At 59.2% G+C, this 14420-nt stretch carries 12 protein-coding genes; 4 read left to right on the top strand and 8 right to left on the bottom strand.

From position 1 onward, the window contains the following. Positions 1–90: 90 nt before the first annotated feature. Entirely contained in the window at positions 91–1371 is a 1281-nt protein-coding gene (locus tag NE591_RS03390) for an ATP-binding protein (RefSeq protein ID WP_114538890.1), read from the bottom strand. A 389-nt stretch (positions 1372–1760) separates the two neighbouring features. Then, positions 1761–3134 (bottom strand): ATP-binding protein, encoded by a 1374-nt coding sequence (locus tag NE591_RS03385; RefSeq protein WP_157011835.1) that lies wholly within the window; start codon positions 3132–3134, stop codon positions 1761–1763. Positions 3135–3442: 308 nt separating this feature from the next. Here NE591_RS03385 and NE591_RS03380 point away from each other — a divergent pair, with 308 nt between their 5' ends. After that, positions 3443–4132: a winged helix-turn-helix domain-containing protein gene (locus tag NE591_RS03380; protein ID WP_114538888.1), complete on the top strand. Its 690-nt coding sequence runs from the start codon at positions 3443–3445 to the stop codon at positions 4130–4132. 18 nt (positions 4133–4150) lie between these two features. Here NE591_RS03380 and NE591_RS03375 read toward each other — a convergent pair whose 3' ends face one another. The 3 genes from NE591_RS03375 to NE591_RS03365 form a co-directional block, all read right to left on the bottom strand. After that, positions 4151–5323, bottom strand: a complete 1173-nt coding sequence (locus tag NE591_RS03375) for an iron-containing alcohol dehydrogenase (protein ID WP_157011833.1) — start codon at positions 5321–5323, stop codon at positions 4151–4153. A 211-nt stretch (positions 5324–5534) separates the two neighbouring features. After that, positions 5535–6035 (bottom strand): PIN domain-containing protein, encoded by a 501-nt coding sequence (locus NE591_RS03370; RefSeq protein ID WP_198160975.1) that lies wholly within the window; start codon positions 6033–6035, stop codon positions 5535–5537. Continuing rightward, positions 6032–6403 carry a hypothetical protein gene (locus NE591_RS03365; RefSeq protein WP_157011829.1) on the bottom strand — a complete coding sequence of 124 codons (372 nt, stop codon included), beginning with the start codon at positions 6401–6403 and terminating at the stop codon, positions 6032–6034. The genes NE591_RS03370 and NE591_RS03365 overlap by 4 nt, the downstream gene beginning before the upstream one ends. A gap of 163 nt (positions 6404–6566) precedes the next feature. Between NE591_RS03365 and NE591_RS03360 the strand changes: the two genes are divergently transcribed. Then, on the top strand, positions 6567–6722 hold the full coding sequence (locus tag NE591_RS03360; protein ID WP_157011827.1) for a hypothetical protein: 156 nt from the start codon (positions 6567–6569) through the stop codon (positions 6720–6722). A gap of 101 nt (positions 6723–6823) precedes the next feature. Here the strand turns inward: NE591_RS03360 and NE591_RS03355 are convergent, their stop codons facing one another. After that, a complete protein-coding gene (locus tag NE591_RS03355) occupies positions 6824–7765 on the bottom strand; it encodes a serine O-acetyltransferase (protein ID WP_114538884.1) in 942 nt (313 codons plus the stop codon). Positions 7766–7903: 138 nt separating this feature from the next. Then, entirely contained in the window at positions 7904–9487 is a 1584-nt protein-coding gene (locus tag NE591_RS03350; protein ID WP_114538883.1) for an FAD-binding protein, read from the bottom strand. 220 nt (positions 9488–9707) lie between these two features. Here NE591_RS03350 and NE591_RS03345 point away from each other — a divergent pair, with 220 nt between their 5' ends. Then, on the top strand, positions 9708–10637 hold the full coding sequence (locus NE591_RS03345) for a LysR family transcriptional regulator (RefSeq protein ID WP_181869639.1): 930 nt from the start codon (positions 9708–9710) through the stop codon (positions 10635–10637). 188 nt (positions 10638–10825) lie between these two features. Here the strand turns inward: NE591_RS03345 and NE591_RS03340 are convergent, their stop codons facing one another. Then, positions 10826–12787, bottom strand: a complete 1962-nt coding sequence (locus NE591_RS03340) for an MDR family MFS transporter (RefSeq protein WP_114538881.1) — start codon at positions 12785–12787, stop codon at positions 10826–10828. 186 nt (positions 12788–12973) lie between these two features. Here NE591_RS03340 and NE591_RS03335 point away from each other — a divergent pair, with 186 nt between their 5' ends. Beyond that, complete coding sequence (locus tag NE591_RS03335) at positions 12974–14284, top strand: hemolysin family protein (RefSeq protein ID WP_114538880.1); 1311 nt, start codon at positions 12974–12976, stop codon at positions 14282–14284. Positions 14285–14420: the final 136 nt, after the last annotated feature.

Below are 14420 nucleotides of genomic sequence, written 5' to 3'. Positions count from 1 at the left end.
GCAACGACGCGCTCTGACCGCCAGCTGAGAAATCCGAGACTCTTTCGGAGCCCCAACAGGGCGGAGAAAGGCTTTTGGACAACCTTCTCGCTACGGGGCCAGGCAGGTTATCGGGACGACGTAGACGCCGTCCGGTCGGCAATAGGCCGCTTGCTGGCCCGTGAGCACCATAAGGAACGAGGGAGCTCCCTCTTTGGAATCGTCAACACGCGAGGCGAGCTTCAACAAGTGGGCCGCGCCCTCTTCAACCTGCTTCTCGCCGAGCTTCACCTCGACGGCCCCCCAGCGACCATCGTCCAAGACGACGACGGCGTCGGCCTCGAGACCCGTCTTATCGCGATAGTGGTAGACGGTTCCCCGCAGCTTGGCCGCATACACGCGCAGATCACGCACGCACAGCGATTCGAAAAACAGCCCGAAGGTACTAAAGTCCAGCAAGAGCTTCCGCGGAGACGCGCCCAACAGGGCCGCCCCGATGCTCGGATCGCAGAAGTGCCGCGTCGGGCTGGTGCGCACGGCGGTCTTGGAGCGCAACGCCGGATTCCACGCCGGCAAGTCCTCGGTAACGTAGGTGCGCCGGAGCGCGTCGAGGTAATCGGCGACCGTGTTCTCCGAAGGTGGCTCTCCTCCCATATCCGCTGCGATGGTCGCCTGGCTCGCCTCGGTGGATATGTTGCGCGCATAGGAGCGCAGAATGGCCCGCAGCCACGTCGAGTTGCGCTTCTTGTCGTCCATCTCGTCGATGTCCGAGTCGAGCAGCTCGGCAACGTAATCCTTAGCCTGGTCGAGGGCGATCTCCGGATCGCTTTCCAGCACGGCCTCCGGCCAACCGCCACGGCAGAGCGCAAAGGCGATGTCCTCGATGGAGCGATCAGATATGGCGCCCACCTCGGCGGCACCATCGAAGAGCCCCGCTAGTGAGACCGCGCCCGTAGACTCGCGGGATTCGAAGAGCGACATGGGGCGCATATGCATACGGGATATCCGTCCCACGCCGGAATGCTTCGGTCTCTTCTTGGGCGTAGCCGAACCGGTGAGGATGAACCGGCCCTTGCCCTTCCCCTGGTCGACCGCGAAACGGACGGCATCCCACAGCTGCGGCGCCATCTGCCATTCGTCGATGAGGTGCGGCTCGGCGCCTTCCAAGAGCACCGACGGGCGCACTTCGGCCAAAGCGACCAGAGAGGGACCCTCGTCGGGATCTTGGAGGTACACAGCACTTTGCGCCTGCTGCTTGGCCGTCTCGGTCTTGCCGCACCATTTCGCGCCGACGATCTGAACGGCGCCGGAAGCCCGAAGCGCCCGCTGAAGCACAGCGTCGGCCACGCGCGGCCAATAGCCCTCCTGTCGCTCTTCGTCCTTCTCCACCATGGCGCGCCCCTTCCATCAATGATCGATCGGTGCGCCTACTATACCACGTCAGCGAGGTGATTGCGGAAGTTGGATCGTTTTCATTGAGGAAGTTGGATCATTTTTGTTGAGGAAGTTGGACTTTTGGGAGACATTTGGCGCACCGAGGACGTAACCCTTCTCCAGGTGGTAATTACCCACGTCGAGGATCTTGCCGAGCGCCTTGTGCCGTGCGAGGGAACAACAACGTCAACTCTGGCCGCAACGCCGCCAACGCTGCTGCGGTTTACCTAGCCGCATAGCGCGAGAACAAGGATAGTCGCCAAAACCGCCGGCTACTCTCGTCTAGTCGCTCTTCCCCATACAGGCCGCCACGTATCTCCCTCCCCTGCGTGGCAGCCTGAGCGTTGTCATTGTCCTGCGATCTCCTTGTGGAAATAGGCACCGAACGCGTACAGTGGCACGTTCTTAATCACTCCATCACGTGAGAAAGGGGCCAACGAAGTGCGCAAGGCCAGTACTGGGAGATGCTTTTTGACGAAAGCGGCAAGGCTTTTCGCCCTCAGATTGGTTCCAGCCTTCACCTCAATGGGCACGGGCTGCGGCACTCGCTCGTTTCCATCTACGATGAAATCGATTTCGGTGCGCGTCGACTGGTTCATGAAATAGTGCAGCTTGTTGCCCGTATCCACTTTGTTGCCCGCCTGGCCGCTCGCAAGCAGTTCTTGGGCAACGAGCTGCTCTGCAAGCGCCCCCTTGAATGAACTGAACAACGCCTCGCTATCGAGAATAGTTCGGGCACTCAAGTTGCACATTGCGCCAAGTAGACCCACATCGAGCACATAGACCTTGAACACTCCCTCGTCTTCATGAGACGCAAGGGGCGACTCGGGCACGCTCACACAACTCGAGGGACACACAAGCGAGGTGTCGGTCAGCCATTGCAGAGCATCTTCGTACTCCCGGGCTCTCGCCGACTCCCGTATCTTGGAAAACATAAACTTACGGTTTTCTTTGGCCAAGTTTGTCGGCACCGCCCGCCAGACACGACGAATCCGTTCTGCTAGCGCATCGTCGGCATACTTTGAGAAATCGGCGTTGTAGGAGCGCAAGAGCTCGCTGTGCACACGGCGCGCCTCCGCTGGATCCGACGTTTCTGCGAAGGAAAGCACCGCCTCCGGCATTCCCCCTACGAATAGATATTGTTTCAGCAGCTCGATCAACCGGTCGTGGAACGGGGCCATGGCATCCCAGTCAAGAGCAGACACCAATTCAGCCAACAATTCCTCACCAACACCGTCTAAAAACTCCCGGAAACTGAGAGGGTAGAGATCGAGAAAGCTCACTTTCCCCACAGGGAATGAAGCCCGCGCCTGCGGCTTATTTTCCGTTCGCTTCCCCCGCCGCAACGCAAGTCCGAGCGCCGATCCGCCCGCAACAACGGGAATATGGGGAGTTTGCTCGTTGAAGTACTTGAGCGATTGAATGGCGCGAGGGGATTCTTGTATCTCATCAAGAATGAGCAGAGTATGCTTGTCGATGCGGACGCCTGCTTCAGCTTGGAGTATGGGAAGGAGCCTGTTCGGCGACAACGATCCTTCGAAAGCGGCGATGAGCTGGGGATTGTCATCGAAGGTGATGTACGCCGTTTCCCTGAAGTACGCTCGCCCAAACTCCTTCATAAGCCACGTTTTCCCCACCTGCCGGGCTCCGCTCACGATGAGCGGCTTTCGTCGAGGAGATTCTTTCCAGCGCTTCATATCTTCGATGGCCTGGCGCTTCATGGCATCCTTTCAGGGTGATTCACGTTTTTGCATAGGTTATTTTTGCAAATCACCACGTTTTTGCATAGGAGAATTTTGGGATTCACCACGTTTTTATATAGGTAACGGTATCCCGACAGCAGAAAAGTCAACCTCATTCCGAATCGAGAAACTTAGTGAAACTTAGAACTCCTTAGAAGAACTTAGTTAAACTTAGTGAAACTTAGAACTCCTTAGTTAAACTTAGTGAAACTTAGAACTCCTTAGTAAAACTTAGAAGGAGGCATTGTGGGCATCGAGGAGAATCCTTTCACCCCCAAGGAGTCGGCGTGCTCTTCACCGTCGACGAAGTCGATCCGACGCTCGACGAAATGGTTCAGCTTGCCGCCTTCTACCAGCACTTTGTTCGGGAGGGGCGCAAGGTAGCGCTCCTCATGGCGGGACTGCCGCACAACATCTCATCTTTGCTCAACAACAAGACCGTGTCGTTTCTCCGGCGCTCGAACCGCAGGGCGCTTGACCGCATTCCCGACGGCGAGGTTTCCGCAGCGCTCGTGCGCACGGCCCAAGCAGGCAACCGCAACGTTGACGCAGCGGCGCTGACTGCAGCGACGGAGTCCATCGGCGGCTTTCCTTTCATGCTCCAGCTTGTCGGGTACTACGCCTGGGACGAAAATCCCCGGGCTAGCACACTCGATTCGGCCGACTTCGCGCGCGGTATCGCCATCGCACAGCAGGAAATGACCTACCGTATTTTGGACGCCACCTTCGCCGAGCTCTCCCCCGGCGACCTTCGTTTCGCCGCAGCTATGCTGGAAGATGAAGGGGACAGCCGCATCGCCGATCTCGTCGAGCGGCTGGGGCGTTCCTCTTCCGTCGTGGCGCAGTACCGCAAGCGGCTTATCGACGCCGGCATCATTGGCAAACGCGCACGCGGCCTCGTGGGGTTCGACCTCCCTTACTTCCGCGACTACTTGCAGGAGAAGCTCGACAACGGAGAACTGCTGCTCGAGAATTAGGCTTCCGAACCCCGCCCCCTACAGCGCCAGCTTGTAGATGGCCTCGGCGTCTTCCAGGGTCAGCTTCTTGAAGGTGCCGAAGGGGATGCCCTTGTTCTGGGCCAGCGTCGGCAGCATCTTCGGGATGTCGGTCTCTTCCACGTCCAGCTCGGCAAGAGTGGTGGGCATCCCCAGGCTCGCGAAGAAGGAGCGCGTCTCGTCGATGGCCGAAAGCGCGTCGGCTTCCACGTCGCCGGTGGGCGTGAGGCCGAACACCGCCTGGCCGTAGAAGGCGAAGCGCGCCGGGTTCTCGGTGTGCACGTACTCCATCCAGGCAGGGAACATGACGGCGAGACCGGCGCCATGGGTGATGGCCGGATTCAGCGCCGACAGCTCGTGCTCCAAACCGTGGGTGGCCCAGTCCTCGTGGCGGCCCACTCCGGCGAGCCCCTGATGGCAGAGCATGCCGGCCCACATGATGTTGGCGCGGGCATCGTAGTTGTCGGGGTCGGCCAGCACGCGCGGCGCCTCGGCGCGGATGGTGTTCATGAGCGACAGGTTCAGATTGTCGGTCACAGGCACCGCGCCCAGGTCGTCGAAGAAGCGCTCCAGCAGGTGGCAGAACATGTCGGTAAGGCCAGCGGCTGTCTGGAAGGGCGGCAGGGTGAAAGTGAGCTCGGGGTTCATGAAGGCGAACTTCGGACGCTGGGCGTTGTTGGCGTACCCGGTCTTGCGGCCCAGCTCGTCGTTGGAGATGACCGTGTTCTTCGAGGCCTCGCTGCCGGCGGCGGGGATGGTGAGCACCACGGCGATGGGCAGCACGTCGTGGTCGGTAGCCTTGGTTTCGAAGAGTTCCCACACGTCGCCTTCCACGCAGGCGCCGTTGGCGATGGCCTTCGCTGAGTCGATGACCGAGCCGCCACCCACGGCGAGAACCCAATCGACGTTAGCCTCCTTGCAGAGGCGCACGCCCTCGCGCACCAGGGTGATCTCGGGGTTCGGGCGCACGCCGCCCAGCTCCAAATGCTCGATGCCCGCGGCGTCCAGCGAGGCACCCACGCGGTCGATGAGCCCGGAGGCCACGGCGCTCCCGCCGCCGAAGTGCACGAGCACCCGCTTGGCCCCGGCCGCCGCCAGCTTCTCGCCCACCTGCTCTTCAGCTCCGCGTCCGAAGACGAAATGCGTGGGGGAAACGAATTCGAAGTTTTCCATGGGAGTCCTTTCTGCTTTTCGACCGGGCGACACCTTATCGCCATCGCCGCACCATCGCCGTTGGGCGCGTTCTCTAATCATGCTCTGTGTCGATGCTAGGGCATCGCTGACAAACAGGCAACTGTCAGACCACGGAAAATGTCTCGCAATCTTCGCAAACAGGGCAGCTTGTCACAGGATCGCACCCGGGCCATCGCATTGGTCAGGGAGGCTAATCCCCGTGGGCGCGGGTTATGAGGTCGGCCATTTCCGTGGCGGTTTTGGTGGCTATGTTGGCCTGGGCAGCCAGGCGCTTGTCATGGGTCACCAGATAGTTTGCCTTGCTCAGCTCGCAGCAAGCAAGCACCGAGGCGTCTTCGTAATCCGAGGTGATATCGCGATAGTGGCGAGCTAGCCACGCCGTACGATCGTCCATGGGAACCGATATCGCAAGATCGGTCATGTGGTCGACGCACCCCCACGCGAAGTTGTTTATAGCACGGGCCGTGCACTCGTCGACAGTGCCACCGTTCTCACATACTTGCTGCTTCAAAAACTTCCCAATGGTGTAAAAAACTTCATTGACAGCATCCGCTGGTGTTCCCAAATTGGCGTTGTGTTTCTCCGCAACGCGAATAAAGCGAGCAGCTTCTTCATGAAGGGGCCGCTCGTGAAGATAGAAATCGAGCCAAATGTTTTTGTCTACAACAATAGCATTCTCCGCAACCGTCACCAGAGCCCCCTTTCAGCCAGTCTTTCGGTCTTCGCCTCGTAGAAAAGATTGTCCCAATATTCATCCGAGAACTCCTGAGGCGAGGCAGCTGGTGGAATACCTAGGGCCTCGCGTTGCGCCTGAAGCGATGCCAGGAAATCATCGATCGCTCGGGCGCGTTTCTCGCCCTCGCTCATGGCGTCGGCTTCCTCCGTCTCGGGGCCGATGACCGCCTGCAAGGCCGCTTCGGACTCGTCGTCATAGCGCGCCGCCACCTCGTAAAGCCGCCGCATGGCCTCCGACGGCGTGCACCCGAACCGGGCAAAGCGCTCGTCCCCGCGCCGCTTCAATTCGGCATCGATACGGAAGTTCATCTGCATGTTCGGCATAGCAACCCCTTTCAGAATTGCTAGCAGTATATCATAACTCATGACCTTCTATCCATAGTAGGTCGAGAGTCCCCGACAAACCTTCCCTCCGCAGCTCCCGGTTTTTATTTGCTTCGCTGGACCTGAGACGTGAAAACATGGGGCTCGGCGAGGCTGTGCTAACATGGAAGAAGCTGAGGTACTGTGCGCTTTCACCATCGAGAACCGCCGCGTTGAGGTGGGCGACCCTGTAGAGGTCCTTCCCCGCGTGCGCATCGCCGGCGAATACACCCAGGAAGGCTTCGAATACCTCGTAGAACCCAACGGCGGCGAGCAGTAAAGGCGAGACTAGCGAAGAGGCTTCTGGGCGACGCCCGCCGTTTCCACAAGCGCTCTGCCAAGATCGCCAGTTTGGTATCCTCCGACGCTGCTTGCTGTCGCTTAATCCCGCTCGCCGGGCTGGCGAACGCGAATTTCCTGCTCCTTCACGGAGACGCGGGAATGGGGCGGCACCGAGAAGGTCACGAACGTGGAGCCCGCGATAACCGAGCCCTCGCCGATGACCGTCTCGCCGCCCAGCACACTGGCGTTGGAGTAGATGGTGACGTTGTCCTCGATGGTGGGGTGGCGCTTCACGCCGGCCAGGCGCTGGCCGCCGCGGGTGGAAAGAGCGCCCAGCGTAACGCCCTGGTACAGCTTCACGTGGTCACCGATAGTGGTAGTCTCACCGATGACAACGCCAGTACCGTGGTCGATGAAGAAGTACTCGCCGATATGAGCGCCAGCACCGATATCGATACCCGTGGAAGAGTGGGCGATTTCGGTCATCACGCGCGGGATGATGGGCACGCCCAAGTCGTAGAGCACGTGCGCAATGCGATACACGTAGATGGCGTACAGACCCGGGTAGGTGAAGATGACCTCCTCCTTCGAGCCGGCCGCCGGGTCGCCGTCATAGAGCGCCTGCACATCGGTGAGCAACGTGCGCTGAATTTCGGGCAGGGCGTCGAAGAACTTCGTGCAGATATCAGCCGTCTGCTCGCAAATGGAGTCACTCGTGCAACCGCCGCACAAGTGATTGCCGCTACCGACGAGGTCGTCACGATCATCGGAGGTGTAGGTGAGCGCCAAAATGAGCTGCTGGCGCAGCACCGATTCAATGTCGATAAGCGTCTGACCGATGAAGTAGCTGGGGCTCGTGGAAGGCGACAGCATCTCCGGCCCGAAATAGCCGGGGAACAGCACGCGGCGCAACTCGGTGATGAGTCCCTTGATAGCCGTGCGGCTGGGGAAGCGGCGGCCGGGCTTGGTGAAGAAGATCTCGTCCGCCTCGTAGTTCTTCTCGATGGCCGCGACGATGCGCTCTAGGTTGTCTCCGAACATGGGGCCTCCTCGAAATCGATTCTGTGCTCTACACAGTGTAATGAATAATTGAAGGCCTGAGTCAACAAATTGTAAGCAAAACGCCCTGCGGAGGAAGCCGCAGGGCGCCAAAGGGAGGGGACTATTGATGGTGCAAGGCTATGCTTGTGCGTATGCTGCGGCATTGCGACCCACAATAGCAGAAAACGCGTAGCAGGCACCCGCGCCGCCACCAGAAGCAATATAGCTCGGTCCAGCCCAGTTCATGTAAAACATGTCGTTACCACCGCCGTAAACTCCCTTGAGAGGATTTCCCATTCCGTCAAGCACTCGCCCTTGCTCGTCCACTTTCACGCAATTACAGTCGGTGCCAGACATCCCGTTAATACCCGTGGCCATATAGAACGGAGGCTTTAGCTCGCGCATACTGTCAACAGGCCTGCCAAATTTATCTTTACCAGCCGCCACTCCTGCGTTATAGTCAGCCACCTCACCAGCTACGGTGTCTGGGTCCAGGTATAGAGCCTCAGCAAGCTCCTCCACTGTGTCGGCCTTCAGTATCCAACCGTCTTCAATGGCTTTTGCGAGAGACTCCTTCGTTCCCGTTTTCATGAGAGTGAAATTAGGATCATCCACTTCCGCCTGATCGAAGAGCTGATAATTCGGAGATGTCAGTAAATCTCCCCCTATCTGCGTATAGGGCATCGTCTCCGGCCGATTCCTCCTCCCCTGGTCATCGAGCATGATCAGGGAATGAGCCTGGTTTTTCCAGAAAGTCTGGTAGTCATTGCTCTGGAACGTGTCGCCCGAGTTCGGTTCCATCGTCACCGACGGCACAATTTTCTTGAAAGGGCAGAATGCCGCTCCTTGATCGAGAAGCATACGGTATCCATCGCCTGTAGCCGTTTCATGCCCAATAACACCCCAGCCTACAGTCTCGGGGTTATACATCGCACGCATATGTTGACTAGCAGTGTAGCCTCCCGTAGCTACTACAACGGCTTTAGCGCCAATTCTTTTGCGGCCCTCGGCAGTCTTCACTTCCACGCCACAAACACTGTAGTTGTCATCGAAAATCAGGGCCGTCGCTTCCGTGTCTGTCATGATTTTTGCATCCGTTTGGTCAATGCGCTTCGTAACCTCATTTACAAAGGCTCCGCCCGAACAGCGATTTCCGTCAGCGTCCAGAATGTAGTGTCCACGAGCGATAGGGGCATCGGCCATACCGCACAGCTCTGTGCGCACATCAACGCCGGCGGCCACGAGACTGTTTATGAAGGCTTGCTCCTCTTTCAAAATGGCCTCTACCAGAACCGGATCTCCATTTCCCCTGGAGCAGCGGATCCAATCGGCTACCGCCGACTCTATAGTGTCCTCCTGCCCTGTACGCTCGTCCTTGTCCCCCGCAGCCTTCATCGCGTCAGTAGCAGGTGCGAACACGATGCCCGAATTAATGGCCCAGTTGCCGCCAAGCATCGAAAGCTTTTCGATGCCAATAACTGTCACTCCGGCCTCAGCAGCCGATAAAACAGCGCCCAGGCCGCCGCCGAGTCCGACGACTACCACATCGGCAGAATCATCCCAGCCCGTCTCGGACAAGGGATCGCGACCGACTCCGGACTCGTCTTTCGCCGTAGGAGAGCAGGCCGCCAATGTGCCCAGTCCCATAATGGCTGCCGCGGCCATACTTCCTTTGACAAACCCTCGCCGATCGAATGTGCCTTCTTTGTTCAATGTGCTCATGATCCTTTCCCTCCTATGACCTCTCGTGCGGAATTGCCCGAGATAGCCGTATTATCGATTCTCTTTGGCTTATTTTCAGTGTATTGCTTTCACCCCTTCTTGAAACACCTTCACGTGCTGTTCCGTTTTCTGCACCAAGTGATGCGCAGACAACATCGAACATTGCGAAGCTCCTCTACGTAACTTGATATACTTTGGGGGAACGGCGGGAGGGATGCCTATGGACATTCAGCTTATGCGCGAATTCATTGCGCTTGTGAACCTGAAGAGCTATCGAAAGGTGGCGCAGCAGTTCCATATCGCGCCATCAACGCTCAGTCGCCACATTAAAGCCATAGGGAAGGAGCTTGGGCACCCCCTCTTTGAAAACTTGCGTGCCTATCAATTGACCGATGAGGGACAGGTTGTTTTTGAGCGATTCGGAATACTTGTCGGCGAATATGACGGCTTGCTCCAAGCGCTTGCTGCACAAGGGCCCCACTATGTTCGTATCGCCTATTGCTTCGAAGACCGTGCCATATCCCATTACGTGCGGGCGGCAAAAGAAAAGTTCGAGAGAGCCCATCGCCGTACTCGCGTCAAAATAATCTCTCCGCAAGACAAAACTATTTCTGCATGCTTGGAAAGCGGAGAGGCGGACCTCTCTGTTATGTATGCCCCACCCGCTGCTAACGCTCGCCGTTTCAAGACCCAGCTTCTTATTCCAGAGCCCCTTTTAGCTGCCGTGCCCAAGGGCACACTCGAGCATAGAGAAGGACCCCTTCCTCTCGAGGCTCTGGAGGGGCGGACGTTCTACTACTCAGCGCACCCAGGGTACTTGGATTATAGCCACCATATCCTGGATTGCATCGAAAGCAGCGATGTCAGCATGTCCTTTCGAGCCGTGGCGTCGGACAACATCGACGAAATGTATTCTTGCGACGGGCCCGATCGCGTTTGGTTTTTCACGCAATCAAGCTTTTCGCCCCGAAATCGCCCTTTGTTCGAGCGTGCTTACGAAACAAGCGATCTGTTTGAAGTGGATCCTAAAGATCTCAATGGCAATCGGTATATCGTTTCTCTTTCCGACAGAACCAACGAAGTCGCCCTTCGCTTTGCAGCCGATCTCCTTGAAATATCGACAAGGCATCCTGATGAAGATGCCGGCTGATCGACACTTCCTCGTTGCCATCGAGCAGCTACTTGAAAACAGCTACTATCGAAATCGAAGATACTAGATGCCCGAACGACGCCGAACCGCACCTCTGAGCACCTGGGTCTTTCACCCATGGAAGCTGGCCTCGTGGCTTCCCGAACGCAAGCAGCCCCGTTGCCCTCGCTCGCCGGGGCTGCTTGAATTTAACACTCCTCGCAGGCCTCTTCCACGCACTCGTGCTGGCCGGAGGGGCCCTCACCGCAGTAGACGGCGCGCTCCGGATGGTCGGCCAAATAGGCGGCCATGGAGTACTGGGTGATGTCGCTGCGGTTGATGATGCCCACGATGTGGCCCGCTTCCAGCACCGGCACCTTCTTCAGGTGGTTCTCGGACAGAACACGGCACACATCGGTCAGGTTCGCGTGCACGCTCACGCAGATGGGGCTGGCAGCGCCAATTTCGCTGGCGCGCATCTGCATGACCTTCGCCAGCTTCTCGTCGTAGCCCTCGTCGTCGTTCACGGTGCTGTTGATCAGCACGATGGGATCGGTGAACGAGTTGCTGCGCGGGCTCAGCCGCTTCAGGATGTCGCCATCGGAAATGAAGCCCACCGGCTCGCCCGACTCGTCCACGATGGGCGCCGCCGAGATGTTCTTCTCCACGAACAGGCGCATGGCCTCTTCCACCGTAGCCTCCCGGCTCAGCGAGTACACGTCGGTCTTCATGATGGACGTGAGCAGCGACTTGCGGGTGCCCTCCTCGTCCACCGCAGCCTCCTCGCCGGGCTTGTCCTTCACAAGGGCGATAGTCATGACCAGGCCGACGAGGCAGAGCACCGTGCACACGAGGAAGGCGGCGTTGATGCCCAGCATGGTGCCCTCGGTGGCGCCGAGGCCCGGCGAGGCGATGTTCTGCACCTGGGTGCTCACGGCGATGATGATGGCGGTGCCGAGCGAGCCTGCCACCTGGCGCAGCGTGTTGTTCACGGAGGTGCCGTGGTTCATGACCTTGTTGTCCAGGGCGTTCATGCCCCAGGTGGTGATGGGCATGTTCACCAGCGACATCGAGAACATGCGCACCGTGTACACGATGGTGATGTAAATGATGCTGGACGTGAGGTTCAGAATGGCGAAGGCGAAGGTGGTGAGCGTCAGCAAACTCATGCCCACGATGGCCATGCGGCGTGGGCCGTGGCGGTCGAACCACTTGCCGGCGAGCGGATTCATGATGCCCATAAGGATAGCGCCGGGCATGAGCACGAGGCCCGACACCGTGGCCGACAGCCCATGGAGCGACTGCACGTAAATGGGCATGAGGATGCCGGCGGCCAGAAGCGCACCCTGCACGAGCATGCCGATGATGGTGCCCACGAGGAAGCGGCGGTTCTTCAGCACGTCGACGCGCAGCATCGGGCGGGGCAGACGCGTCTGGCGGATGAAGAACCACACAACGCCGACGATGCCGAGCGCGGTGGTGAGCAGCGGCACCAGCGTGAACCCGGCCGAGCCCAGAGCGGAGAAGCCGTAGAGCATCAGCCCGAAGCCCAGGGTGGAAAGGGCCAGCGACAGCGGGTCGAGCACCGAGTCGCCCTTGTTCGCCGGCGCCTTGTTGTCCACCAGGAACAGCGACGGGACGATGATGACGATGGACAAGGCGAAGATGAGGTAGAACAGGATGTGCCAGTCGGCTTGGTCGATGACGAAGCCCGCCACCGTGGGGCCGATGGCCGGCGCAAAGGCGATAACCAAGCCGAAGATGCCCATGGCCGAGCCGCGGCGATCCACGGGAAACACCAGCATGAGCACGGTCATGGTCACCGGCATGAGGATGCCGGCGCCGGCGGCCTGCACGAGACGGCCTCCCAGAAGCACCGGGAAGTTGAGGCCCACGGCCGCCAACAGCGTGCCCACGGCAAACAAGCTCATCGAGAACACGAACAGCTTCCGCGTGGAGAACCGATCCTGCAGAAACGCCGTGATGGGGATCATGATGGCGTTCACCAGCGTGAACCCGGTGGTCAGCCATTGGGCCGTGGACTGATCGACATTCATCTCGGTCATGATGGACGGCAGTGCCGGCGTCACCAGCGTCTGGTTCAGCACCGTCACAAAGGCGCCCAGCACGAGCACTACCAGCATCATCCATTGTTTGCGCGTTAGCTTCATACACAACACCTCACTCGCTTCTCGCCCCGCTCTCGCTTGTTTTTCCTAGTATGAGCGTCGCCGGCATCTTCTGCGGTATCAGTTCGGCAACTGTTTGGGAAAATCATCTATGGATTCGCTCATGTTATCTCCCGCACCTCTATAATGCGGAACAGAGTTTTTGCCCTGAAAGGATGATTGATCGGTATGCAAACCGCTATATGCCTGTTGCTCGTGGTGTTCTTCTTGCTGATGAACGCGTTCTTCGTCATCGCGGAATTCGCGCTGGTGCGCGTGCGCAAGAGCCAGATTGACATGGCCGTCGCCGAGAAGCGCCGCGGCGCCGAGGCCGCCCGCGACGTAACCACGCACATCAACGCCTACCTGTCGGCCTGCCAGCTCGGCATCACGCTGGCATCGCTGGCCATCGGCTGGTTGGGCGAGCCGGCCGTCTCCGCCGTTCTGGAAGCACCGCTTCTGGCCTGGGGCTTCCCCGAGGCGACGGTGTACCCCATCTGCGTGGCCGTGGGCTTTTTCATCGTGACCACCCTGCACGTAGTGGTCGGCGAGCTCATCCCGAAATCCTTCGCCATCTTCGCCACCGAGAAGTACGCCCTGCACACCGCCGGTCCCTTGCGCGTGTTCTACCGCGTCACCTACCCAATCATGGTCATCTTCAACGGCATTACCAACGGCGTCATGCGGCTGTTCGGGCATGACCCGGCCGACGAGCACGAGGTGTACACCGGCGAGGAGATCAAGCTGCTCATTGACGAGTCCACGGAAAGCGGCCTCATCGATCCGGAGCAGAACGAGTTCGTCGACAACATCTTCGATTTGGGCGACAAGGACGCCGAGGGCATCATGACCCCGCGCACCGACGTCATCTGTCTGGATTTGGAAGACACGCTGGAAGAGAACTGGGACATCGTGCGCCAGTATAAGTACACGCGCTACCCGGTGTGCGACGGCTCGAAGGACCGCATCGTCGGCTTCGTGCACACCAAGGACCTCGTGGACGTGCCCAAGGACGCGCCCATGAGCGATTGGAAGATTCGCGAGCTGCCGCCCGTGCCCGAGGGCGCGCCCATCGCGAAGCTGCTGCAGGCCATGCAGGAGGGTCGCACCGAGATGTGCGTTGTGGTGGATGAGCACGGCGGCACAGCGGGCATCGTCACCATGAGCGACATCATGGAGCAGATCGTCGGCCGCATCGACGACGAGTACGTGCATGACACCGACGATGACATTGAGGAACTGCCCGACGGTACTTACCAGATCAATGGCACACTGGCCATCGACGATTTGGTGGAGCTGCTCGGCTTCGAACCAGAAGAGGCCAACGACGTGGAAACCGCCGGCGGCCTGTTGTTGTCGCTGTTCGACCGCATTCCCAAGGAGGGCGACGTGGCGGTGCTGGAAGATCGCGGCACGAAGGTGACGTTCACCGTGCTCGCCATGGACCGCCTCCGCATCGACCGCATCTGCATGGCCATCGACCGTCCCGACGAGGAATAACGGGCGGCCCCGAGAGCTTCGTATCCGGGCGGTCTTCGGGCCGCCCTTCGACCGAGCGACGGCCTCATGTATAATGTCCCCATATGATCGAGGGCCACAACAAGAAGGGACATACCGTTGCAGCGCAATCATGGGC

It is taken from the genome of Adlercreutzia sp. DFI.6.23 (genome assembly GCF_024462535.1).
Taxonomy (GTDB): domain Bacteria; phylum Actinomycetota; class Coriobacteriia; order Coriobacteriales; family Eggerthellaceae; genus Adlercreutzia; species Adlercreutzia rubneri.
Note: the sequence above shows the minus strand (reverse complement) of the source record. Positions and strands in the feature narration are given on the sequence as shown.

What these genes read in the sequence shown, in the direction of transcription:
- NE591_RS03340 (WP_114538881.1), bottom strand. Translation starts at nt 12,787, where the DNA reads ATGAAGCTAACGCGCAAACAATGGATGATGCTGGTAGTGCTCGTGCTG.
- NE591_RS03365 (WP_157011829.1), bottom strand. Translation starts at nt 6,403, where the DNA reads ATGCCGAACATGCAGATGAACTTCCGTATCGATGCCGAATTGAAGCGG.
- NE591_RS03360 (WP_157011827.1), top strand. Translation starts at nt 6,567, where the DNA reads ATGGAAGAAGCTGAGGTACTGTGCGCTTTCACCATCGAGAACCGCCGC.
- NE591_RS03350 (WP_114538883.1), bottom strand. Translation starts at nt 9,487, where the DNA reads ATGAGCACATTGAACAAAGAAGGCACATTCGATCGGCGAGGGTTTGTC.
- NE591_RS03355 (WP_114538884.1), bottom strand. Translation starts at nt 7,765, where the DNA reads ATGTTCGGAGACAACCTAGAGCGCATCGTCGCGGCCATCGAGAAGAAC.
- NE591_RS03345 (WP_181869639.1), top strand. Translation starts at nt 9,708, where the DNA reads ATGGACATTCAGCTTATGCGCGAATTCATTGCGCTTGTGAACCTGAAG.
- NE591_RS03375 (WP_157011833.1), bottom strand. Translation starts at nt 5,323, where the DNA reads ATGGAAAACTTCGAATTCGTTTCCCCCACGCATTTCGTCTTCGGACGC.
- NE591_RS03385 (WP_157011835.1), bottom strand. Translation starts at nt 3,134, where the DNA reads ATGAAGCGCCAGGCCATCGAAGATATGAAGCGCTGGAAAGAATCTCCT.
- NE591_RS03390 (WP_114538890.1), bottom strand. Translation starts at nt 1,371, where the DNA reads ATGGTGGAGAAGGACGAAGAGCGACAGGAGGGCTATTGGCCGCGCGTG.
- NE591_RS03335 (WP_114538880.1), top strand. Translation starts at nt 12,974, where the DNA reads ATGCAAACCGCTATATGCCTGTTGCTCGTGGTGTTCTTCTTGCTGATG.